Source organism: Roseovarius spongiae, assembly GCF_003651245.1.
In the GTDB taxonomy this organism is placed as follows: domain Bacteria; phylum Pseudomonadota; class Alphaproteobacteria; order Rhodobacterales; family Rhodobacteraceae; genus Roseovarius; species Roseovarius spongiae.
This window is the reverse complement of the sequence record NZ_RAPE01000001.1, coordinates 224,340-244,784: the sequence shown is the minus strand read 5'-3', so window position 1 is coordinate 244,784 and position 20,445 is coordinate 224,340. Positions and strand designations below refer to the sequence as shown.

Sequence of the window (20,445 nt, the reverse complement as noted above, 5' to 3'; positions counted from 1 at the left end):
ATGCTCCGGGCGCGCCGGAACACCGGGCGCGTATAGGCCAGCCGGCGCGCGAAGAAAAGCCGATTCGCGCCAGGCGTCCAAGACGACAACCGCTAGGGCATTCCGCTTGCGCGCTCGCAACCTCGATCAAGCGCATGTCGCCAAGGCCGCGGCGCGCGGATCGCGTCAGGCCGCCGCGCCTTCCGCGAGAACGCTCTGCCCCATCAGCGTGACGTGGCCGAGCGTCAGCCCCGGCGCGCCGTGCACCGCCGCGATCCGCGCGCCGTTCAGCACGAGATGGCGGATATTCGCGTCGTCCTCGTCCCGTTCGATCGCGACCTCCGGGTCGGGATCGGCGATATCGTCGAAGATCACCATCAGGTTGTCCTCCTCGGTGGCGAAATCGAGAATCTGCGCCTGGTGCTCTCCGTTCAGCCAGTCGCCCAGCGCCACTGTGTCCGCACCCTCGCCGCCAGTCACCATATCGCCCGCCCCGGCGGTGATCATGTCGTCCCCGCCGCCGCCGTTCAGGAAATCCGCGCCATCGCCCAGCCCGGAAAGCGTATCATCCCCCCAGCCGCCAAAGAGCGTGTCCCGCCCCGCCCCGCTGTCGAGCGCATCATCGCCAAGCCCGCCATGCAGCGCGTCGTCGCCATCATCGCCCGCAAGCGTATCGTCCCCCGCGCCGCCATGCAGGCTGTCATCGCCCGCGCCGCCCTCCATCACGTCGTCGCCCACATTGCCGTAAAGCGTATCGAGCCCCGCGCCCCCCGTGAGCGCGTCGTCATCTTCACCGCCGTTCAGCGTATCGTCGCCGTCGCCTCCCGACAGGCTGTCATCGCCCGCTCCGCCCAGCAGCTCGTCATCGCCCGCGCCGCCCTCGATCCGGTCGGGACCGTCGCCGCCGCGCATCCGGTCGGGGCCGGGCGCGCCGGTGGCGTCGGCGTCTTCACTCTCCGGGTCCGCGGCGACGTCCGGTCCGTCGGGCGCGCCGATCGTGTCTTCGGCGCCCGCGCTTGTGCCTTCTTCCGCCTCCGGGTCCGCCCCGGCGTCGCGCTCTTCGGGATCGGCTGCGCGCGGCGCGTCGCCGCGGCCCGCGAAATCGATGACGCCCTGCCCCTCCGCGCCGGTCTCATGTTCTTCGGTCGGGGTCTCCTCGGCGCACTCCGCGTCGGCGTCGTCCTCCTCGTCCTCCGACATACCGACGAAGGCCAGCGAACCGACCGCCATCATACCCACCAGTCCCGCCAATAGCAGCATACCACCAATCCACACATTACCCCGCGCCAGTGTGCCGCCACGCGGGGTTTGGGATCAACGAAAACCGGGGGAGGTGGTTAACGTCAGCTTGCGCCCACGGCGCCGGGCAGCCAGGGTTCTGGCTGCTGGGCATAGGCGATGTAGAGGGGATGTTTCGGATGACCCGCCTTGGTCAGCCCCAGGTGATGCACGGCGCGGCCCGTGCCGCGCAGCAGCGCCTCGACCTCTGCGCCGCGGTTTAGATGCGCGCCATGCGCGCCCCAGGCCGCGACGATCACGTCCGCCCAGCCACAACTCTCGACAATGGCCGCGTCGTTATCCGGCCCCACCGGATCGGCGGCGGCGCGCATCGCGCGCGGATCGGTGTCGCGCCAGGCGAAGATGTTGGTCACGCGAAACCCGCCAAAGCCCAGCGCCCGCGCCCGCCGCTCGCAGCGCTCGACCGTGGGATCGTTCTGCACCTCGGTCGCCGTCGAAGGATTCAGCATGACGAAGAGCACCCGCCGCCCCTCGGGGTTCCACACGCGGGTCAGCAGGTAGCGATACCGCTCGCAATCCGAATAGACCGCGGTCGAGGGCGCGTCGCCCTTGATGTGCGTGCGTTCGATCATGCGGGGGCCGCGAACACCCGGCTCGGGTGCAGCGCGCCCGCCTTGTAAATACCGACCGCGACCGCCCGCCCGTCGAGCGAGGCCCAGCATTCATCCCCATATTCCGCGTCCCCGGGATGCACCATGCCGGGGTTGCCGTTGCGCAGCTTGGCCGCACCCTCCGGGGTGCAGCGCAGCTCGGGCAACTCGCTCAGGCCGACCTCCAGCGGCAGCAGGAATTCGTCCAGCGCCGGGTCCTGCGCCAGATCCTCGATCCTCGAAAGCGGGATCGCGTCCTCCTCCTCGAAGGGGCCGGACCACGTGCGGCGCAGCCAGGTGACATGGGCGTGGCAGCCCAGGCTCTCGCCCAGGTCGCGCGCGATCGCGCGCACATAGCCGCCCTTGCCGCAGGTCATCTCGAACACGGCGCCGTCCGCGTCCGGCCGGTCGGTGAGCAGCAGTTCCTCGACCCAGAGCGGACGCGCGGCGATCTCCATGTCCTCGCCCTCGCGAGCGCGCTTGTAGGCGCGCTCACCGTCGATCTTGACGGCGGAGAACCGTGGCGGAACCTGCATGATGTCGCCTATGAAGGGGCGCAGCGCCTGCTTGATCTCGTCATCCGTGGGGCGCGCGTCGCTGGCGGCGATCACCTCGCCCTCGGCGTCGTCGGTGTTGGTGGCCTGCCCGAAGCGCACGCCGAACCGGTACGCCTTGAGCGCGTCGGTCACGAAGGGCACCGTCTTGGTCGCCTCCCCGAGCGCGATGGCCAGCACGCCGGTCGCCTCCGGGTCCAGCGTGCCTGCGTGGCCCGCCTTCTTCGCCTGCAACGCCCAGCGCACCTTGTTCACGATGGCGGTCGAACTCGGCCCCGCCGGCTTGTCCACCACCAGCCAACCCGAAATGTCGCGCCCCTTGCGTTTGCGTGCCATGCCCGGCCCTTCGTCTGTGGAAATGAAGCCTGCGGGCTAGCCCAGCGGACGCGCCCTGTCAATCGGGCCGCGCCCGAGCCGCCGCAGCACCCACTCCGCCGGCGCGCGCAGCGCCGCGCGATCGGTCGCCAGCAGCCCGACGGCCCGCACCGCGATCAACGCACCCCACGCGCCCAGCGCATTGGCCAGCACCGCCGCGGCCAGCACGCCGCCATAGCCCATCGTCAGCACCCCCGCCCAGACCATCGGAACGTAGAGGACGAAGATGCGCAGCATGCTCACCCCCATCGACCAGAGCGCGCGGTCCCGCGCGTTCATCGCCGAATTGGCGGTGATGAGGATGCCGTAGCAGAAGAACGCCCAGCTCACCACGCGCAGGTAGGCTGCGGCATAGCGCGCCGCGCCCGCATCGGCTGTCATCACCATCGCGATGGGCCCGGCCAGCGCCGTCAGCAACACCGCCACGCCCAGCCCGAGGCCAAGGCACCACAGGAAGGTGAGCCGCACCGCCTCCTGCGCGCGCGCCTGCCGACCCGCGCCCCATGCCTGTCCGACCACCGGCGCGATCCCCGAGGACAGCGCCAGCATCGGCACCATCATCAGCCCCTGCACCCGCGTCGCCGCGCCGAAACCCGCAACCGCCGTATCGCCGATGGTGGCGATCGCCCCGGTCACCAGCGCCATGCCGAAGGGGCCGATCGCGTTCGACAGCGCGGCGGGCGCGCCGATGCGCACGATGCGCCGCACCGACGGCCAGAGGCCGCGCAGCGGCGCGCAGTCGAAGCGGATCACGTCACGCCGCATCCCGTAGGTCAGAATGCCCGCGAACGCGACCAGCCGCGCCAGCGTCGTGGCGATGCCGGCCCCGTCCGCCCCCAGCGGCGGCAACGGCCCCGCGCCGAAGATGAACAGCGGATCGAGCGCCACGTTCAGCAGGGCCTGGAAACTCATCACCGTCGCCGCCACGCCGCTGCGCCCCGCCGCGCGGAACCGCGCGTTAAGCGCCATGCCCGTCACCATGAAGGGAAAGCCGATGCACCAGTAGCCGACATAGCCCAGCACCGCGTCAAGCACCGCGCCCCCGGCGCCCAGCGCCATGAACAGCCAGCGCGCCAGAGCGAAGAACAGCACCGCCGCCACGCCGGAAAGCGCCGCCGCCAGCATCATCGCGTGCACCGTCAGCCGCTGCTGGTCCGCGCCCGTCGCGCCCCCGCCGATGGCCTGCGCGATCACCGCGCTCGTTCCCGCCGACAGCCCGATGGAGAGCGAGGTGAGCGTCGCGATCACCGGAAAGACGAAACCGATGGCGGCCAGTTCGTCCGTCCCCGCCCGCCCGAGAAAGAACGCATCCGCCAGCCCCACCGACAACACGCCGAGGATCCCCACGGTCATCGGCGCGCTCACGGAATAGAGCGCGCGGCCGACCGGCCCGTCGGTCAGGCTCCGGTCGGCGCTCATCGGGCGGTCCGGTCGTTCATCCTGTCCCAGCTAGCGGGCCGGCGCGCCGGATCAATCCTTGGGCGCGACCGTGCCGACGATCGGCCCCATGGGCAGCCCGAGATCGCTGCGCCCCAGCGCCGGGGCGTGCAGCCGCGAGATATTGCCGTCAAGGTAAAGCGCCTGCGGCAGCTCCAGGTAATCGCGGAAGAACCGCCCGAAACTGTCAAAGTTGACCGGCGCGTCCGAGATCGCGAACACCACGCGGCGCCCGTCTTCCGAGGCGCCCACGCCGTTGCGAATATAGCGGCTGTCGCTGTCGCGCAGGAACCGCGGGTGCAGCGCGCCGTCGATCACCAGCATCGGCCCCGATTGCGTGGCGTAGGCACAGCCGGGCGACTCGCGCAGGTAACGCCCGGTCTCCATCACGTCCGCACGCCCCTCGCGGATGCAGAACACCCCGTTGGGCAGCAGCCCGAAATTCCCCGGCCCGGCGGAGGCCACGATCCCGCTCACTTCCCGCCCGTCCTCGATGTAAAGGCCGACCGGGCGGCGGTCCGAGTGATACATCCCCGCGTTCATCGCAAAGCCAAGCTGTCCGCCCTCGCGCGCCAGCACCTCGTTCACGTTGCGAAAACTGCCGAGCGCGGCCCCCGCGCCCGGCGCGCGCAGGAACAGGCGCAACTCGTCGCGCGCCATGTCGGCCTCGCAGATGGTGTAGCGCGCGCCCTCCCAGGTCACATCGCCGCATTCGGCGGCGGCGACGGGCAGCGGCAGCGCCAGCGCCAGCAGCGCGCAGAGCCGGCGCAGCGCGCTCATTCCCCGTCCAGGTCGCGCTGCACGGCGTCCTGCGCGAACAGGCGGCGCGTCTCGTCCATCTGATCGAATGTCGTGTCCAGCCGGAACCGCAGGTCGGGCGCGTATTTCAGCGCCAGCTTCTTGGCGATCACGCGGCGCAGCTCGCCCTTGTTGCGCGCCAGCAGCCCGACGATCTCGTCCTGTCCCTCGCCGCCCAGCGGCAGCACATAGGCGGTCGCGATCTTCAGGTCCGGAGAGACGCGCACCTCGCCCACCGTCACCGACAGGCGGTTCAGCTCCGCGTCATGCACGTCGCCACGCGCCAGGACGTCGGACAGGGTCCGGCGGATCAACTCACCCACCCGCAGCTGCCGCTGCGAGGGGCCGGCGCTCTGATGATGCTTGTTCTTGGCCATGCGCCTGCATCTAAGCCTTTCGCCCGCCTTTGCCAAGCGGGCAGGCCCGCGCTAAGAGAGTCGCGACCGCAGCAGGAGAACGCAGATGAGCGAAACCGCAACTCCCGGAACCACCGGGATCGTCGTCACCGGCGCCTCGGGGCGCATGGGCCAAATGCTGATCCGGCTGATTTCAGAAACACGGGGCGTGCGCCTTGCCGGCGCGCTCGAACGGGCCGGGCATGACTGGATCGGGCAGGACGTCGGCGCCGCGATGGGCGGCGGCGACCTCGGCGTGACGGTAAGCGACGACGCGCTCGAGGTCATCGCCCACGCGCAGGCGGTGATCGACTTCACCGCGCCCGCGGCCAGCGTCGAATTCGCGGATCTGGCCGCGCAGGCGCGCACGGTGCACGTGATCGGCACCACCGGCTTCGCGCCCCAGGACCTGAGCCGGATCAAGGCCGCCGCGCGGCACGCGGCGATCGTGCGCGCCGGCAACATGAGCATGGGCGTGAACCTGCTCACGCAGCTCACCCGGCAGGTCGCCGCAGCACTCGACGAGGATTTCGACATCGAGATCGTCGAGGCGCATCACAACCAGAAGGTCGACGCCCCTTCGGGCACCGCGCTCATGCTGGGCGAAGCCGCCGCCGAGGGGCGCGGCCTGTCGCTCGACGCCGCCTCGGATCGCGGCCGCGACGGCATCACCGGCAAGCGCAAGCGCGGCGACATCGGCTTCACGGCGATCCGGGGCGGCGATATCGTCGGCGAACACGACGTGCTCTTCGCCGGCGCGGGCGAACGCGTCACCCTGCGCCACGTCGCCACCGACCGCGCGGTGTTCGCCCGCGGTGCGCTCAAGGCCGCGCTCTGGGGCCAGGGCCGCCCGCCGGGCGAATACGACATGCTGGATGTGCTGGGGATGCGGGGCGCCTCCGCCTGACCGGCGCCCGCGTCAGCCCCTTCTTCTTGCCCCGAATATCCCCGCCGAAGGCATTAATATCCTGTTAGCGGGCGCCATGAATGCGTGGCGTCCATGCGGCGCGCGCACTTGATCCCCGGTCGCGAAAGGCGGATAGATCCGCCCCATGAAACCCAAGATCCTCACCACGCTGAAGACCTACGATCGCCACCAGTTCGCCGCCGACCTGGCCGCCGGCGTCAGCGTGGCGATGGTGGCGCTGCCGCTCAGCCTCGCCATCGCCATCGCCTCGGGCGCGGGGCCGGAGAAGGGGCTGGTGACGGCGATCGTCGCGGGCTTCCTGATCTCGGCCCTGGGGGGCAGCCGGGTGCAGATCGGCGGGCCGACAGGCGCGTTCATCGTCGTGGTCTTCGGCGTCATCGCGGCGCATGGCTATGACGGGCTGGTGCTGGCCACGCTGATGGCCGGGGTGATCATGCTGGTCGCCGGGTTGCTGCGCGCCGGCAACCTCGTCGCCTTCGTGCCCGAGCCGGTGATCAGCGGGTTCACCATCGGCATCGGCGTCATCATCGCGATGAGCCAGGTGAAGGATTTTCTCGGCCTCGCGCTGGACGACGCGCCCGCCGATTTCATCGCCAAGACCGGCGCGCTCTGGGCCGGGCGCGATACGCTCAACCTCTGGGCGGTCGCGATCGGGCTTGCGACGATGGTGATGATCGTGGCGCTGCGCCGTCTCGCGCCAAGGGCGCCGGGGCTGATCGTCGCCGTGGGCGTCACCTCGGCGCTGGTCGCGTTCGCCCCGCTGCCGGTCGACACGATTCAGTCGCGCTTCGGCGCGCTGCCCGCCACGCTGCCCATGCCCGCCGTGCCCGAGATCAGCGTCGGGCGCCTCGTCGAGCTGCTGCCCTCCGCGCTCGTCATCGCGTTCCTCGCCAGCATCGAATCGCTGCTCTCCGCGATGGTCTCGGACAAGATGATCGGCGGGCGACACCGTCCCAACGCCGAGGTGCTGGCGCAGGGCTTCGCCAATATCGGCTCCTCGCTCTTTGGCGGGCTGCCCGCCACCGGGGCGATCGCGCGCACCGCCACCAACGTCCGGGCGGGCGGCAAGACGCCGGTGGCCGGCATCGTGCACGCCCTCACCATCCTGCTGGTGATGCAGCTCGCGGCGCCGCTTGCGGGTTATCTCGCCATGCCGGCGCTCGCGGGGCTGCTGATGCTCACCGCCTGGAACATGAGCGAACCCCACCGCTGGGGCGCCTACATGCGCACGCGCGTCTCTGACCGGGCGCTGCTGCTGCTCACGCTCGTGCTCACCGTCTTCGCCGACCTCACCGTCGCCATCGGCGTCGGCGTCTCGGTCGGCCTCGCGCTGCGCCTGCGCCGGCGCGGGGTCGAGATGGAGAAGGACTGGACCACGCCCGAGCGGTAGACCGGCGTCGCTATCCCCGGCCGCGCCCGACAAACGCCTCCATCGCCGCCAGCCCCGCGTCGAGCCTGCGGCGCCCGAACCCGATCCGGAACCGGTCTTCCGGCGTCTCGCCCAGATCGGAAGAATAGATCGTGCTTGGCAGCACCAGCACGCCCGCCTCCTCGACCAGCCGGCGCGCGAACGCGTCCACCCCTTCCGCGCCAAGGTAGCGCGGATAACCCATGCAGGACCCGTCGGGGCGCGTCCACTCGAACAACCCGGGATGACGCGCAAAGAAGGCGTCCCATTTCGGCAGGTTCTCCTCCACGATGGCGTTGTTGCGCGCCAGCAGCCGGTCGCGCGCCTTGAGGGCGATCAGCGCCAGCCGCTCGCTGGGGCCGGAGTTGCAGATCGACAGGTAATGCTTCATCCGCTCCATTTGCCCCAGCACTTCGCGGTCCTGGCAGGCGATCCAGCCGATGCGCAGCCCCGGCAGGCCATAGCTCTTGGACATGACACCCAGCGACAGCCCGCGCTCGTATTCGTCCGCGACGAACGGGAGATGCCGCGCGCCCGATGGCCCCAGACCGTGAAAGATCTCGTCATGCAGGATCCAGATGCCGTGCTTGCGGCACAGCTCGATCAGCGCGCGATAGCGTTGCAGCGACAGGATCGCGCCGGTCGGGTTGTGCGGGAAATTGATCGTGACCAGCTTCGTGTTGGGCCGGATGGCGTCCCGCACCCGGTCGATATCGAGCGACCAGCCCTCATCCGGGTCGAGCGGCACGCCGGTCGCCTCGCAGATCGCCAGCGGCAGGGTTTCGTGGCTCTGATAGTTGGGCGTCACCACGATCGCGTGGCTGTCCCGGTCGAGCAGCACGGAATTGGCCGCGAAGATCCCCTCGCTCGCCCCGGCGAAGCAGAGCACGTCATCGGCGTCCTGCCCCGCGTAGATGCCCGCGATCGCGGCGCGCAGGTCGGGCGCGCCCCGGGTTTCGGTATAACCCAGCCACATCGTCTCGAACGCGCGGCGATCCTCGGGCGTGGCCATGTCCAGCAATTCGCTGAGCGCGATGCTCTCGGCGTCCGACGCGGTCATGTGGTGGCGCGCGGTGAATTCCCATTTCGCGAAATGCGTCTCGAGCCGGAAATCGGGCAGGGTGGTCATGCGGCAAGGCTCCCGTCAGTGATCGCGCCTGCCTACACCGCGGCGGGCGCGCATGAAAGCCCGTCAGTCGCCCCCGCGCCAGAGCGCGTGAAAGTGATGCACCGGCCCGTGCCCCGACCCGACGCCAAGCTGGTCGGCGGCGGCGATGGCGCCGCCGATATAGGCCTTGGCCCGGCGCACCGCCTCGGGCAGATCGAACCCTGCGCCGATCAGCGCGGCCAGCGCCGACGAAAGCGTGCAGCCCGTGCCATGCGTGTTGCGCGTCTCCACCCGCGCGGCCTCGAACCACTCTTCGGCGCCATTTGCGCCCAGCAGCAGGTCCGGGCTCTGCCCGCCGCCCAGGTGCCCGCCCTTGAGCAGCACCGCCTCCGGCCCCAGCGCCAGCAGCGCGCGCGCCTGTTCGGTCATCGCGTCGCGGCTCTGCGCCTCGGTCCTGTCCAGAAGGTCGGCGGCTTCGGGCAGGTTCGGCGTGATGAGCGCCGCCATCGGCAGCAGCCGCTCGCGCAGCGCCGCCACCGCCGCATCGGCCAGCAGCCGGTCGCCCCCCTTGGCCACCATCACGGGGTCGAGCACGATCGGCGCCTCCAGCCCGCCAAGCGCATCCGCGACCGCGCCGATCACCGCCGCGTCGCCCAGCATTCCGATCTTCACGGCGTCTATGCGGATATCCTCGCGCAGCGCCGCGATCTGCTCGGCGATAAGTCCCGGCGCGACCAGTTCGACCCGCTGCACGCCCTGCGTGTTCTGCACGGTCAGCCCCGTCAGCACCGCCATCGCGTAACCGCCATTGGCCGAGATCGCCTTGATATCCGCCTGGATTCCCGCCCCGCCCGACGGATCGGACCCGGCGATGCTCAGGATATTGGGCGTCATGGGTCCCTCCATGCGTCGATGAGCGCGCGCGCCGCCGCCTCCATGTCCTGCGCGCGCGATATGGCCGAAACCACCGCCATGCCGACCGCGCCGGTCGCCTTGAGCGCGGGCGCGTCCCTGGCCGTGACGCCGCCGATGGCAAAGACCGGCAGATCGCTCTGCGCCACCGCCCTCGCGACGCCATCCAAGCCGATGGGCGCGGCGTGGTCGGGCTTGCTCGCCGTGGCGCGCAGCGGGCCGACGCCAAGGTAGTCGACGCAATCGGGCGGCACCGCGTCCAGTTGCGCCAGCGCGTCGATGGACAGCCCCAGCAGCATGTCATGCCCGATCCGGTCGCGAATGGCGCGCGGATCGCCGTCGCCCTGCCCGATATGCAGCCCGTCCGCCTCCGCCTTGATCGCGACCTCGACCCGGTCGTTGACGATGAGCCGCGTTCCCAGCGGCGCCAACGCGCCGCGCAGCGCGCGCGCCGTCTCGATCATCTCGGCGTCGCTCGCCGTCTTGTCGCGCAGTTGCACGATCCGCACGCCCGCCCGCGCGACGGCAAGCGCCTGCTCGGCCACCGGCGCCGGCGCGCCCGCGTCGGTCACGAAATAGAGCGGCCCGATCATGCGCCCATGACCTTCGCCCCGCGGTCGAGCGCCTCGGGCGTCACCCCCGCCAGCGCGTCGATGAAGGCGGGCAGGAAGCTCCCCGGCCCCTGCGCGCGCGCCGCCGCCTCCTCGCCCGCCAGCCCGTAGAAGGCGAGTGCGGCGACCGTGGCCGGCAGCGGCTCCTGTCCGACGGCGAAACCCGCCACCACCCCGCTCAGCGCACAGCCGAGCGCGGTCACGCGCGGCATCATCGCGGAGCCGTTTTCGATGCGGTAGGCGGCTGCGCCGTCGGTGACGTAATCCACCGGCCCGGTCACCGCGACCACCCCGCCGGTGCGTGTGGCGATGTCGCGCGCCGCGGCCTCCGCGCTCGCCACCTCGTCGGCGGCGTCCGCGCCGCGCCCGGCGGCGTCCGCACCCGCCAGCGCCATGACCTCCGACGCGTTGCCCCGCACGACCGAAGGCTTCAGCGCCAGAAGCCGCGCGCCCGCGTCCCGGCGCAGCGCGGTCGCCCCGACCGCCACCGGGTCCAGCACCCAGGGCTTGCCCGCGTCGTTCATCACGCGCGCCGCGTCCTCCATCGCTGTGACCCAGTCGGGATCGAGCGTGCCGATATTGACGCTGAGCGCCTGCGCGAGCCCGGCGAACTCCGCCGCCTCCTCGCGCGCGTGCACCATCGCGGGCGACGCGCCCGCCGCCAGCAGCGCATTGGCCATGACGTTCATGGCGACGTAATTGGTGATGTTCTGCACCAGCGGCGCGGTGTTCCGCATCGCCGCAAGATGGGCTCCGATGTCGTTCATGTCTCGCCTCCTGCCCGGCGCAGGTGGTGGCGGGACCGTGCCGGCGCGGCGGTCCCGCGACTTCCTCCGCCGGAATGATCCGGGTCAGGTTCAAAGGGTGCTTCTCAGCCCGCTTGCGCGGACGCCCCCGTCGCAGCCCAGATATGCGCCCGCCCCGTGCGCGCGTCAAGCGTCAGAAATCGACCGCCAGCCCCTTCTTCTCCCAGTCGCCATAGCGCACCGGCTCGAGCCCCTCGCTGCGCCCGCCAAGCTCCTTGGGCAGATCGCGCGGCTGCTGCGCGCGGCGGCGCTCTTCGGCCTCGGCCAGCGCGCGGCGCGCGGCTTCGGGCAACTCCGCTCGAACGTCCTCGGTCATCTGCGCCCCTTTCCTTGCGATCCCCCCGTTGATATACGCCCCGCGCACGCCCCGGCAAGGACTCATGATGGCCAACGCCCCGCGACATCCCGGCGCAAGACGCGCCGCGGTCCACCTGCTCGACCGGATCCTGGGCGAGGGGCGGATGCTGTCGGACCTGCTGGCCGCCGGCGCGCTCGACGCGCTCGACCCGGCGGAACGCGCGCGTGCGCAACGCCTCGCCGCCGACACGCTGCGTGGGCTGGAACGCGCCGACCGCGTCCTGAAACGCCACCTGCGCAAGACCCCGCAACTGCACGTGATGAACGTGCTGCGCCTCGCCACGGTCGAGCTCTGCACCGGCGGCGACGCGCATGGCGTGGTGAACGAGGCGGTGACCCTGATCGCCGGACACAAGCGCCTCTCGGCGATGAAGGGGCTGGTGAACGCGGTGCTGCGCAAGGTCGCCTCGGACGGCCCGGCGGCATGGGACCGGCTGCGCGTCCCGCACCTGCCCAAATGGCTGCGCGCCCCGCTGGTGGCGGCCTACGACGCGCCGACCGTCGCGCGCATGGAAGCCGCGCATTTCGCCGGCGCCCCCACCGACCTTACCGCGCGCGACGACGCGGACGCGGTCGCCGCCGCCACCGGGGGGGGGGCGCTGCTGCCGACAGGGTCCATCCGCCTGCGCGAGCCGGGCCAGATCAGCGCCCTGCCCGGTTACGCGACAGGCGCATGGTGGGTGCAGGACGCCGCCGCAGCCCTTCCCGCGCGCATCCTCGCCGCGCAACCGGGGGAGGCGGTGCTCGACCTCTGCGCGGCGCCGGGGGGCAAGACCATGCAGCTCGCCGCCGCGGGCGCGGAGGTCACCGCGCTCGATCTCTCGGAGACACGCATGAAGCGCGTGCAGGAGAACCTCGCGCGCACCGGCCTTGCGGCCACCTGCCTCACCGGCGACGCGCTCGAGCACCAGGGCGGGCCCTATGACGCGATCCTGCTCGACGCGCCCTGTTCGGCCACCGGCACGATCCGCCGCCACCCGGATCTGCCGCACGCGCGCGACGGCGCCGGAATCGCCGAACTGATCGCGCTCCAGGCCGCAATGCTCGACCATGCGCTGACGCTGTTGAAACCCGGCGGGCGGCTGATGTTCTGCACCTGCTCGCTTCTGCCGGACGAGGGCGAATGCCAGATCGAGGAGGCGCTCGCCCGCCACCCCGGCCTCAGCGTCGACGCGGGCGCGCTCGCCCTGCCCGGCATTGAGCAGAGCTGGCGCACCGAGGAAGGCGGGCTGCGCCTGCGCCCCGACCTCTGGGCCGAGCAAGGCGGCATGGACGGCTTCTACATGGCGCTCTTGCGCAGCTGACCCCCTCCCCCGGCCACCATCCACGACCCGGCGTTTTTTCCCGGCCCGCATACCCGCGCCGCAGGCGTGGCGGGCTGCGCGCTTCAACGCGGCGCAGCGCCACCCACCGCACGGCGTTTCCGCGCCGCGCGCGCGCCCGCGCCGATTTTGCCGGTGACTTGCACGCGCCCGCGCGGTAGGCTGGCCGCATGAGGCGCCGCAAAGAGCGCCCGAGAGGCGAGCGATGGCAGGATCCGACACGATGACCGCGCGCTGGACGCGCTTCATGAACCGCGTGCAGGCGCGGCGCGCGGCCTCCGCACGACCCGCAACCGCCTTCGTCTCATCGCCCGAACCGCGCACCATCGGCAGCTTCGCCCGCGGGCGGCAGCTTTGTTCGGGCAACTTCCTCTTTGCCGGACATCTCGTGCAGGCGCCGCCCGCCACGTCGATCTGGGACATCGCGGCGCCCGATTTCGCCTTCGAGGCCGAGTTGCAGGGCTTCGCCTGGCTCGACGACCTCGCCGCGGCGGGCGACGCGCCTGCCCGCGCGGCGGCGCGGCAATGGACCTGGGACTGGATCGAGCGCTTCGGCGCTGGCCGCGGGCCGGGCTGGACGCCCGCGCTCACCGGGCGGCGGCTGATCCGCTGGATCGCGCATGCGCTCTTCCTGCTGGGCAAGCAGGATCGCGCGCAATCGGATGCGTTCTACCGCTCGCTCGGGCAGCAGACGCTGTTTCTCGGGCGGCGCTGGCGCGCCGCGCCGCCGGGCCTGCCCCGGTTCGAGGCGCTCACCGGGCTGATCTACGCGGGGCTTTCGCTCGAGGGGATGCAGGATCACGCCGCCCCCGCCCTACGCGCGCTGGCCCGCGAATGCGAAACATTGCTCGCGGGGGACGCTCTCTTGCCCACGCGCAACCCCGAAGACCTGCTCGAGGTGTTTACCCTGCTGACCTGGGCCGCCACGGCGCTGGCCGACGCGGGCCAGAGCCCCGGCGACGCCCATTGGCGGGCGATCCGGCGCATCGCGCCGACGTTGCGCACGCTGCGCCACGCCGATGGCGGGCTGGCCCGGTTCCACGGCGGCGGGCGCGGGCTCGAGGGGCGGCTCGACAGCGCGCTGGCGACCAGCGGCGTGAAAGAGCGCGCGCCGGGGGGGCTGGCGATGGGCTTCGCGCGGCTCAGCGCCGGGCGCAGCTCGCTCATCGTCGACGCAAGCCTTCCGCCGCGCGGCGCGGCCTCGGCGGGCGCGCATGCCTCCACGCTCGCGTTCGAACTGACCTCGGGGCGCCGGCCGCTGATCGTCAACTGCGGCTCGGGCGCGACCTTCGGGCCCGACTGGCGCCGCGCCGGACGCGCGACGCCCTCGCATTCCACGCTGGTCGTGGCCGGAGAATCGAGCGCCCGGCTCGGGCCCGCCGGCCCGCAGGAGGAATGGCTGGTCGGCGGGCCCGGACACGTCCCCGTGGAGATCGGCCACGCCTCGGACGGGCTGCGCTTCGAAGGCGGGCATGACGGCTACCTCTCGCGCTTCGGCCTCACCCACGCGCGCACGCTCGAGATGACCTTCGACGGGCGCGGCGTCGCCGGTGAGGACATGCTGGTCGCGCTCGGGGACGCGGACCGGCGGCGCTTTGACAAGGCGATGGACGCCGTTCGGCTCGCCGGGATCGGCTACCAGGTCCATTTTCATCTGCACCCGGACGCCGACGCCACGCTCGACATGGGCGGGGCGGCGGTTTCGGTCGCGCTGCGCTCGGGCGAGATCTGGGTATTCCGCCATGACGGCCGCGCGGAGATCGCGCTGCAACCGAGCGTCTATCTCGAGAAAGGGCGCCTCAAGCCCCGCGCGACCCGGCAGATCGTGCTCTCGGGCCTGGCCCGCGATCACGTGACGCGCATCCGCTGGTCGCTCTCCAAGGCGCAGGACACGCCGATCGCCATCCGTGATCTGGCCGAAGAGAAACCCTGGGAGGACGAAGCGGAGTAGCGCGGGCGCGCGAAAATCGGCCATTCAGCTTTCCGGGGAAACCCGCTATGCGGGCGGCACGCAACAGATCCCGAGGACCGCCCATGACCAGCACCACGCCCATCCGCCGCGCCCTGCTCTCCGTCTCCGACAAGACCGGCCTGGTCGAATTGGGCCGCGCCCTGGCCGAACGCGGCGTCGAGCTGCTGAGCACCGGCGGCAGCGCCCGCGCGCTGCGCGACGCGGGGCTCGCGGTGCGCGACGTGGCGGAGGTGACCGGCTTCCCCGAGATGATGGACGGCCGCGTCAAGACGCTGCACCCGATGGTGCATGGCGGCCTGCTGGCGCTGCGCGACGACGCAGGCCACCTTGACGCGATGAAGGAACACGGCATCGGCGCGATCGACCTGCTCGTGGTCAACCTCTACCCGTTCGAGGAAACCGTCGCGCGCGGCGCGGACTATGACACCTGCGTCGAGAACATCGACATCGGCGGCCCCGCCATGATCCGCGCCGCGGCCAAGAACCACCGCTTCGTCACGACGATCGTGGACGTGGAGGATTACGACGCGCTGCTGGCCGAGATGGCGGCGCATGACGGGGCCACGACGCTGGAATTCCGGCAGGGGCTGGCGATGACCGCCTACGCCCGCACCGCCGCCTACGACGCCGCCGTTTCCGGCTGGATGGCCGGGCGGCGGGGCGACGCCGCCCCGCGTCGCCGCGCCGCGGCCGGAACGCTTGCGCAGCAACTGCGCTACGGCGAGAACCCGCACCAGCGCGCGGCGTTCTACACCGACGGCTCCGCGCGGCCCGGCGTCGCGACCGCCCGGCAGGCGCAGGGCAAGGATCTGAGCTACAACAACATCAACGACACCGACGCCGCGTTCGAACTGGCCTGCGAGTTCACCCCCGAAGACGGCCCCGCCTGCGTCATCGTCAAGCACGCCAACCCCTGCGGCGCGGCGCGCGCCGACACTCTTTGCGCCGCCTACCGCGCGGCATATGACTGCGACCGGACCTCGGCCTTCGGCGGGATCGTCGCGCTGAATCGGCCGCTCGACGCGGAAACCGCCGAAGAGATCACCGGGATCTTCACCGAGGTGGTGATCGCGCCCGGCGCCGACGAGCAAGCTTTGAGTATTTTCGCAAAGAAGAAGAACCTGCGGCTCCTGCTGACCGACGGGATGGCCGACCCCCGCGCGGCGGCGCGGTTGATCCGGCAGGTTTCGGGCGGGTATCTCTGGCAGGACAAGGATAACGGGCATGTCGGGCAAGGCGATCTGAAGGTCGTGACCCGGCGCGCGCCGAGCGAGCGCGAGATGGCCGACCTGCTTTTCGCCTGGAAGGTGGCGAAACACGTGAAGTCGAACGCCATCGTCTACGCCAGGGATGGCGCGACGGTGGGCGTCGGCGCGGGCCAGATGAGCCGCGTCGACAGTTGCCGCATCGCCGCGCGCAAGGCCCGCGACATGGCCGAGACGCTCGGCCTGCCCGCGCCGCTGACCGAAGGCTCGGTCGTGGCGTCGGACGCGTTCTTTCCTTTCGCCGACGGCCTTCTTGCCGCCGCGGAGGCGGGCGCGCGCGCGGTGATCCAGCCGGGCGGGTCGATGCGCGACGACGAGGTGATCAAGGCCGCCGACGAGGCCGGGCTCGCGATGGTGTTCACGGGGATGCGGCATTTCCGGCACTGACGCGGGTTTCGCTTTCGCAAGGCGGGCGCTTCTGGCAGAAGCCCCGCGACCCCGCAGGAGGAGCAGGCGATGAAAACGGTGTTCTGGACCGCGTTCTGGACCTTCATGATCGACCAGGTGACGAAATACGTCGTCGTCCATGCGATGGCGCTGGACGCGCTGGGGCGTATCGATCTGCTTCCGCCCTGGGTCAACCTGCGGATGGCGTGGAACTACGGGATCAACTTCGGCCTGCTGGCCGGCGACTCGGACGTGGCGCGCTGGGCGCTGATCGGCGTGGCGCTGGCGATCTCGGGCGCGGTGCTGTGGTGGGTGCGGCGCGAACCGGGCGGGTGGTGGCAGAAATTCGCCGCCGGGCTGCTGGTCGGCGGCGCGCTCGGCAACGTGGTGGACCGGCTGCTTTACGGCGCGGTCGCGGATTTTCTCAACTTCGGCCTGCCCGGTTTCGACAACCCCTACGCCTTCAACGTGGCCGATGTGGCGATCTTCGCCGGAGCGATCGGCATGGTGATCTTCACGCCCTCGAAAAAGCCCTCGTGACCTCGCGCCGATCATGCGATACACCGGGCTCGAACGATTTGGGAGTACGGCGATGATCCTGTCGCGCAGCGTATTGATGGTGATGGCGATCGGGCTGACCCTGTCGGCCTGCGGGAGCGGCGACGACCTGCGCCTGCGCCGGTTCAAGAACACCGGCAACGGACCGGATGAATTCACCGTGCTGCCGACCAAGCCGCTGCAAGCCCCCGAAAGCTATAACAGCCTGCCGCCGCCCAATCCCGGCGGCGCCAATCTCGTCGATCCCAACCCCGAGGCCGAAGGCGTCGCGGCCCTTGGCGGCAATCCGGCGGCGTTGACCCCGCATGGCGTCGGCGCCGCGGACGGCGCGCTGCTGAACCGGGCGCGGCGCTATGGCGTGACCGGCGGCATCCGCCAGACGCTGGCGCGCGAGGATCTCGAGGTGCGCAAGCGGCACGGGCGGGTGAACATCTTCAATATCGGGCCGAACGACGACTATACCGACGCCTACAAGCGCCAGTGGCTCGACGCGCAGCGCGAGCTGCGCCGCCTGCGCGCGATGGGCGTCGGCGTGCCCTCGGCCCCGCCGCCCAAGCGGTAACCGCTTCATCCCGGCCGGTCACAGGATCGTCACCGCGCTTGAATGCGCGGCCCCGTCGCGTATCTAGGGCGCAGCACGCCCAACCCTCATGGAGACGCCCATGCGCGACCGCATCATCACGGCCCCCTTCGCCCACCTGGCCGCGCTTGTCGCGCTGCTCTGCCTTCCGCTCGCAGCCTCCGCCGACGACCAGGTGACGAGCTTCACGCTCGACAACGGGATGCAGGCGCTGGTGATCGAGGACCACCGCGCGCCGGTGGTGGTGCACATGGTCTGGTATCGCGCCGGTTCGGCCGACGAGGAACCGGGCAGTTCTGGGGTCGCGCATTTCCTCGAACACCTGCTGTTCAAGGGCACCGACACGCTGGCGCCAGGGGAATTTTCCGCCACCGTGGCGCGCAACGGCGGCAATGACAACGCCTTCACCAATTACGACTATACCGGCTACTACCAGAGGGTCGCCGCCGACCGGCTGGAGCTGATGATGCGGATGGAAAGCGACCGGATGGTCAATCTCCGGCTGGACGAGAACGACATCGCGACCGAACGCGACGTCATCCTCGAGGAACGCAACCAGCGGGTCGAGAACAACCCGAGCGCACTGTTCCGCGAACAGCGCAACGCGGCGCAATATCTCAACCACCGCTACGGCGTGCCGATCATCGGCTGGCGGCGCGAGATGCGCGAACTCGACCTCGAAAAGGCGCTCGCCTTCTACGAGCGCAATTACGCGCCCAACAACGCGGTCCTCGTGGTTGCGGGCGACGTGACCCCGGACGAGGTGCGCGCGCTCGCCGAGAAATACTATGGGCCCATCCCCGCCAATCCCGACCTCGCCCCGCGCGACCGCCCGCAGGAGCCGCGCCAGATCGCCGCGCGCCGCATTACCTACCAGGACGCCCGTGTCGCGCAGCCCTATGTCATGCGCTCCTATCTCGCGCCCGAACGCGATCACGGCGCGCAGCAGCAGGCCGCCGCGCTCGCGTTGCTGGCCGAATTGCTGGGCGGCGGGACCACCTCGGTCATGGCGGAAAAGCTGCAGTTCGACACGCAGGTCGCGGTGCAGGCGCAGGCCTGGTATGACGGAACCTCGCTCGACGACACGACCTTTTCGCTGCTGGTGGTCCCCGCCGACGGCGTGTCGCTGGAAGAGGCCGAAGAGGCGATGGACGCCGTGATCGCCGGCTTCCTCGAGGACGGCGTCGACGAGGATCAGCTTTCGCGGATCAAGAAGGGCCTTCGCGCCGCGCAGATCTACGCCCGCGACGATGTGGAACGGCTCGCCAACCGCTACGGCGCGGCGCTGACGCAGGGGCTCACGGTCGAGGACGTGCAGGCCTGGCCCGACATCCTCCAGGCGACCACGTCCGATGAGATCATGGCCGCCGCGCGCGCCGTCTTCGATCCCGCCAAATCGGTCACCGGCTGGCTGACCGCACCGGAGGTAACCCAATGATCCGTCTCGTCCTCGCCGCCTTCGTGCTCATGCTCGTCACCCTTCCCGCGCGCGCCGAAATCGACATCCAGGAACTGACGACCCCCGGCGGCGCCGACATCTGGCTGGTCGAGGAACACTCGATCCCGTTCGTCGCGCTCGAGCTGCGCTTCCGCGGTGGCGCTTCGCTCGACGCACCGGGCAAGCGGGGGGCGATCAACCTCATGGTGGCCACGCTCGAGGAAGGCGCGGGCGACATGAACGCGCGCGAATTCGCCCGCGCGAGCGAGGCGCTGGCCGCCGGGTTCAGCTACTCGGTCAACGACGACGCGGTGTCTGTATCGGCCCGCTTCCTCACCGAAAACCGGGGCGAGGCGGTGGCGCTGCTGCGCGAGAGCCTCGTCAACCCGACCTTCTCGCAGGGGGCCATCGACCGGGTGCGCGGGCAGGTGCTGTCGATCATCCAGTCGAATCTCAAGGATCCCCGCGCCATCGCCGGGCGGGCTTTCGACGCGCTGGTTTACGGCGACCACCCCTATGCCAGTTCGAAGAACGGCACGGTCGAGAGCGTGACGGCGCTGACCCGCGACGACATCGTCGCCGCGCATGACGCCGCGCTGGCCCGCAACCGCCTTTACGTGAGCGCGGTGGGCGACATCACCGCCGAGGAGGTGACCGCACTGGTCGATTCCCTGCTCGACGGGTTGCCCGAAACCGACGCGCCCCTGCCCGGCCCTGCCGGCCTCAACCTGCCGGGCGGGGTGCAGGTGGTCGATTTCGCCACCCCGCAATCGGTCGCCACCTTCGCGCAGCCCGGCATCGACCGGGAGGACCCCGATTTCTTTGCCGCCTACCTGCTGAACGAGATTCTCGGCGGCAGCGGCACCGAAAGCCGCCTCATGCAGGAGGTGCGCGAGAAGCGCGGGCTCACCTACGGCGTCTATTCCTACCTCGTGGACAAGGACGCCGCGCAGATTTGGGCGGGCAGCGTCGCCTCGGCCAATGACCGCATCGCGGAGGCGATCGAAGTCATCCGCGCGGAATGGGCGCGCATCGCGAAGGACGGCGTCACCGCGAAGGAACTGGAAGACGCCAAGACCTACATGACCGGCGCCTACCCGCTGCGCTTCGACGGCAACGCCGCCATCGCCAACATCGCGGTCGCGATGCAGATGGAGGGACTGTCACCAGACTACATCGCCAATCGTAATGACATGGTTGACGCCGTCACGCTCGAGCAGATCAACCGCGTCGCGCGCGAACGGCTCGACCCCGAGCGCCTCACCTTCGTCGTCGTCGGCGCGCCCGAGGGGCTCAGTTCGACCATCAACTGAACGCGCCGTGCGCGCTATTATGTCTAGACAAAATGCGCTATGCCTGCTGAGGT

Annotated in this window: 20 protein-coding genes and 1 riboswitch; of the genes, 9 read left to right on the top strand and 11 right to left on the bottom strand. The window is 70.7% G+C overall.

Annotated elements, in window-relative coordinates; all coding sequences use genetic code 11:
• Positions 1 to 165: 165 nt before the first annotated feature.
• The 6 genes from D6850_RS01140 to rbfA all read right to left on the bottom strand — a co-directional run bounded on the left by D6850_RS01140 (position 166) and on the right by rbfA (position 5,409).
• Positions 166 to 1,239: a calcium-binding protein gene (locus D6850_RS01140; protein WP_121163165.1), complete on the bottom strand. Its 1,074-nt coding sequence runs from the start codon at positions 1,237 to 1,239 to the stop codon at positions 166 to 168.
• Positions 1,240 to 1,322: 83 nt separating this feature from the next.
• Positions 1,323 to 1,850: a DUF1643 domain-containing protein gene (locus D6850_RS01135; RefSeq protein ID WP_121163163.1), complete on the bottom strand. Its 528-nt coding sequence runs from the start codon at positions 1,848 to 1,850 to the stop codon at positions 1,323 to 1,325.
• Positions 1,847 to 2,758 (bottom strand): tRNA pseudouridine(55) synthase TruB, encoded by a 912-nt coding sequence (gene truB / locus D6850_RS01130; protein ID WP_121163162.1) that lies wholly within the window; start codon positions 2,756 to 2,758, stop codon positions 1,847 to 1,849. The genes D6850_RS01135 and truB overlap by 4 nt, the downstream gene beginning before the upstream one ends.
• Positions 2,759 to 2,794: 36 nt before the next feature.
• Complete coding sequence (locus D6850_RS01125; RefSeq protein ID WP_121163161.1) at positions 2,795 to 4,216, bottom strand: MATE family efflux transporter; 1,422 nt, start codon at positions 4,214 to 4,216, stop codon at positions 2,795 to 2,797.
• A 51-nt stretch (positions 4,217 to 4,267) separates the two neighbouring features.
• On the bottom strand, positions 4,268 to 5,014 hold the full coding sequence (locus D6850_RS01120) for a phosphodiester glycosidase family protein (RefSeq protein ID WP_121163159.1): 747 nt from the start codon (positions 5,012 to 5,014) through the stop codon (positions 4,268 to 4,270).
• Positions 5,011 to 5,409: a 30S ribosome-binding factor RbfA gene (gene rbfA, locus D6850_RS01115; RefSeq protein WP_121163157.1), complete on the bottom strand. Its 399-nt coding sequence runs from the start codon at positions 5,407 to 5,409 to the stop codon at positions 5,011 to 5,013. Before rbfA ends, D6850_RS01120 begins: the two co-directional genes overlap by 4 nt.
• An 85-nt stretch (positions 5,410 to 5,494) precedes the next feature.
• Between rbfA and dapB the strand changes: the two genes are divergently transcribed.
• Both dapB and D6850_RS01105 read left to right on the top strand, forming a co-directional pair.
• On the top strand, positions 5,495 to 6,334 hold the full coding sequence (gene dapB, locus D6850_RS01110; RefSeq protein WP_121163156.1) for a 4-hydroxy-tetrahydrodipicolinate reductase: 840 nt from the start codon (positions 5,495 to 5,497) through the stop codon (positions 6,332 to 6,334).
• Between the two features lie 145 nt (positions 6,335 to 6,479).
• Positions 6,480 to 7,745, top strand: a complete 1,266-nt coding sequence (locus D6850_RS01105) for a SulP family inorganic anion transporter (RefSeq protein WP_121163155.1) — start codon at positions 6,480 to 6,482, stop codon at positions 7,743 to 7,745.
• Between the two features lie 10 nt (positions 7,746 to 7,755).
• Here the strand turns inward: D6850_RS01105 and D6850_RS01100 are convergent, their stop codons facing one another.
• From D6850_RS01100 to D6850_RS01080, 5 genes are all read right to left on the bottom strand, one after another.
• Complete coding sequence (locus D6850_RS01100; protein ID WP_121163153.1) at positions 7,756 to 8,892, bottom strand: aminotransferase class I/II-fold pyridoxal phosphate-dependent enzyme; 1,137 nt, start codon at positions 8,890 to 8,892, stop codon at positions 7,756 to 7,758.
• Positions 8,893 to 8,955: 63 nt separating this feature from the next.
• The gene (gene thiD, locus D6850_RS01095) at positions 8,956 to 9,765 is read right to left on the bottom strand and encodes a bifunctional hydroxymethylpyrimidine kinase/phosphomethylpyrimidine kinase (protein ID WP_121164987.1); all 810 of its coding nucleotides are present in this window, start codon (positions 9,763 to 9,765) and stop codon (positions 8,956 to 8,958) included.
• Entirely contained in the window at positions 9,762 to 10,376 is a 615-nt protein-coding gene (gene thiE / locus D6850_RS01090; RefSeq protein WP_121163152.1) for a thiamine phosphate synthase, read from the bottom strand. The genes thiD and thiE overlap by 4 nt, the downstream gene beginning before the upstream one ends.
• Positions 10,373 to 11,161: a hydroxyethylthiazole kinase gene (thiM, locus tag D6850_RS01085; RefSeq protein WP_121163151.1), complete on the bottom strand. Its 789-nt coding sequence runs from the start codon at positions 11,159 to 11,161 to the stop codon at positions 10,373 to 10,375. Before thiM ends, thiE begins: the two co-directional genes overlap by 4 nt.
• 44 nt (positions 11,162 to 11,205) lie before the next feature.
• Positions 11,206 to 11,300, bottom strand: a riboswitch (TPP riboswitch).
• Between the two features lie 33 nt (positions 11,301 to 11,333).
• Positions 11,334 to 11,516, bottom strand: coding sequence for a DUF1674 domain-containing protein (locus D6850_RS01080; protein ID WP_121163149.1), 183 nt, complete (start codon positions 11,514 to 11,516; stop codon positions 11,334 to 11,336).
• Between the two features lie 64 nt (positions 11,517 to 11,580).
• On the opposite strand from D6850_RS01080, the gene D6850_RS01075 reads away from it, so the two are divergent.
• The 7 genes from D6850_RS01075 to D6850_RS01045 all read left to right on the top strand — a co-directional run bounded on the left by D6850_RS01075 (position 11,581) and on the right by D6850_RS01045 (position 20,392).
• The gene (locus tag D6850_RS01075; RefSeq protein WP_425452338.1) at positions 11,581 to 12,861 is read left to right on the top strand and encodes an RsmB/NOP family class I SAM-dependent RNA methyltransferase; all 1,281 of its coding nucleotides are present in this window, start codon (positions 11,581 to 11,583) and stop codon (positions 12,859 to 12,861) included.
• Positions 12,862 to 13,084: 223 nt separating this feature from the next.
• The gene (locus D6850_RS01070) at positions 13,085 to 14,830 is read left to right on the top strand and encodes a heparinase II/III family protein (RefSeq protein ID WP_121163148.1); all 1,746 of its coding nucleotides are present in this window, start codon (positions 13,085 to 13,087) and stop codon (positions 14,828 to 14,830) included.
• 83 nt (positions 14,831 to 14,913) lie between these two features.
• Positions 14,914 to 16,503 (top strand): bifunctional phosphoribosylaminoimidazolecarboxamide formyltransferase/IMP cyclohydrolase, encoded by a 1,590-nt coding sequence (gene purH / locus D6850_RS01065; RefSeq protein ID WP_121163146.1) that lies wholly within the window; start codon positions 14,914 to 14,916, stop codon positions 16,501 to 16,503.
• Positions 16,504 to 16,572: 69 nt separating this feature from the next.
• The gene (gene lspA / locus D6850_RS01060) at positions 16,573 to 17,043 is read left to right on the top strand and encodes a signal peptidase II (RefSeq protein ID WP_121163145.1); all 471 of its coding nucleotides are present in this window, start codon (positions 16,573 to 16,575) and stop codon (positions 17,041 to 17,043) included.
• 52 nt (positions 17,044 to 17,095) lie between these two features.
• Positions 17,096 to 17,623, top strand: coding sequence for a DUF3035 domain-containing protein (locus D6850_RS01055; protein ID WP_121163143.1), 528 nt, complete (start codon positions 17,096 to 17,098; stop codon positions 17,621 to 17,623).
• 100 nt (positions 17,624 to 17,723) lie between these two features.
• Positions 17,724 to 19,079 (top strand): M16 family metallopeptidase, encoded by a 1,356-nt coding sequence (locus D6850_RS01050; protein WP_245964061.1) that lies wholly within the window; start codon positions 17,724 to 17,726, stop codon positions 19,077 to 19,079.
• Positions 19,076 to 20,392, top strand: coding sequence for a M16 family metallopeptidase (locus D6850_RS01045; protein ID WP_121163140.1), 1,317 nt, complete (start codon positions 19,076 to 19,078; stop codon positions 20,390 to 20,392). Before D6850_RS01050 ends, D6850_RS01045 begins: the two co-directional genes overlap by 4 nt.
• Positions 20,393 to 20,445 lie beyond the last annotated feature (53 nt).

Excerpts from the sequence above, each read along its gene's own strand:
- D6850_RS01140 (WP_121163165.1), bottom strand. The coding sequence starts at position 1,239 with ATGCTGCTATTGGCGGGACTGGTGGGTATGATGGCGGTCGGTTCGCTG.
- D6850_RS01135 (WP_121163163.1), bottom strand. The coding sequence starts at position 1,850 with ATGATCGAACGCACGCACATCAAGGGCGACGCGCCCTCGACCGCGGTC.
- truB (WP_121163162.1), bottom strand. The coding sequence starts at position 2,758 with ATGGCACGCAAACGCAAGGGGCGCGACATTTCGGGTTGGCTGGTGGTG.
- D6850_RS01125 (WP_121163161.1), bottom strand. The coding sequence starts at position 4,216 with ATGAGCGCCGACCGGAGCCTGACCGACGGGCCGGTCGGCCGCGCGCTC.
- D6850_RS01120 (WP_121163159.1), bottom strand. The coding sequence starts at position 5,014 with ATGAGCGCGCTGCGCCGGCTCTGCGCGCTGCTGGCGCTGGCGCTGCCG.
- rbfA (WP_121163157.1), bottom strand. The coding sequence starts at position 5,409 with ATGGCCAAGAACAAGCATCATCAGAGCGCCGGCCCCTCGCAGCGGCAG.
- dapB (WP_121163156.1), top strand. The coding sequence starts at position 5,495 with ATGAGCGAAACCGCAACTCCCGGAACCACCGGGATCGTCGTCACCGGC.
- D6850_RS01105 (WP_121163155.1), top strand. The coding sequence starts at position 6,480 with ATGAAACCCAAGATCCTCACCACGCTGAAGACCTACGATCGCCACCAG.
- D6850_RS01100 (WP_121163153.1), bottom strand. The coding sequence starts at position 8,892 with ATGACCACCCTGCCCGATTTCCGGCTCGAGACGCATTTCGCGAAATGG.
- thiD (WP_121164987.1), bottom strand. The coding sequence starts at position 9,765 with ATGACGCCCAATATCCTGAGCATCGCCGGGTCCGATCCGTCGGGCGGG.
- thiE (WP_121163152.1), bottom strand. The coding sequence starts at position 10,376 with ATGATCGGGCCGCTCTATTTCGTGACCGACGCGGGCGCGCCGGCGCCG.
- thiM (WP_121163151.1), bottom strand. The coding sequence starts at position 11,161 with ATGAACGACATCGGAGCCCATCTTGCGGCGATGCGGAACACCGCGCCG.
- D6850_RS01080 (WP_121163149.1), bottom strand. The coding sequence starts at position 11,516 with ATGACCGAGGACGTTCGAGCGGAGTTGCCCGAAGCCGCGCGCCGCGCG.
- D6850_RS01075 (WP_425452338.1), top strand. The coding sequence starts at position 11,581 with ATGATGGCCAACGCCCCGCGACATCCCGGCGCAAGACGCGCCGCGGTC.
- D6850_RS01070 (WP_121163148.1), top strand. The coding sequence starts at position 13,085 with ATGGCAGGATCCGACACGATGACCGCGCGCTGGACGCGCTTCATGAAC.
- purH (WP_121163146.1), top strand. The coding sequence starts at position 14,914 with ATGACCAGCACCACGCCCATCCGCCGCGCCCTGCTCTCCGTCTCCGAC.
- lspA (WP_121163145.1), top strand. The coding sequence starts at position 16,573 with ATGAAAACGGTGTTCTGGACCGCGTTCTGGACCTTCATGATCGACCAG.
- D6850_RS01055 (WP_121163143.1), top strand. The coding sequence starts at position 17,096 with ATGATCCTGTCGCGCAGCGTATTGATGGTGATGGCGATCGGGCTGACC.
- D6850_RS01050 (WP_245964061.1), top strand. The coding sequence starts at position 17,724 with ATGCGCGACCGCATCATCACGGCCCCCTTCGCCCACCTGGCCGCGCTT.
- D6850_RS01045 (WP_121163140.1), top strand. The coding sequence starts at position 19,076 with ATGATCCGTCTCGTCCTCGCCGCCTTCGTGCTCATGCTCGTCACCCTT.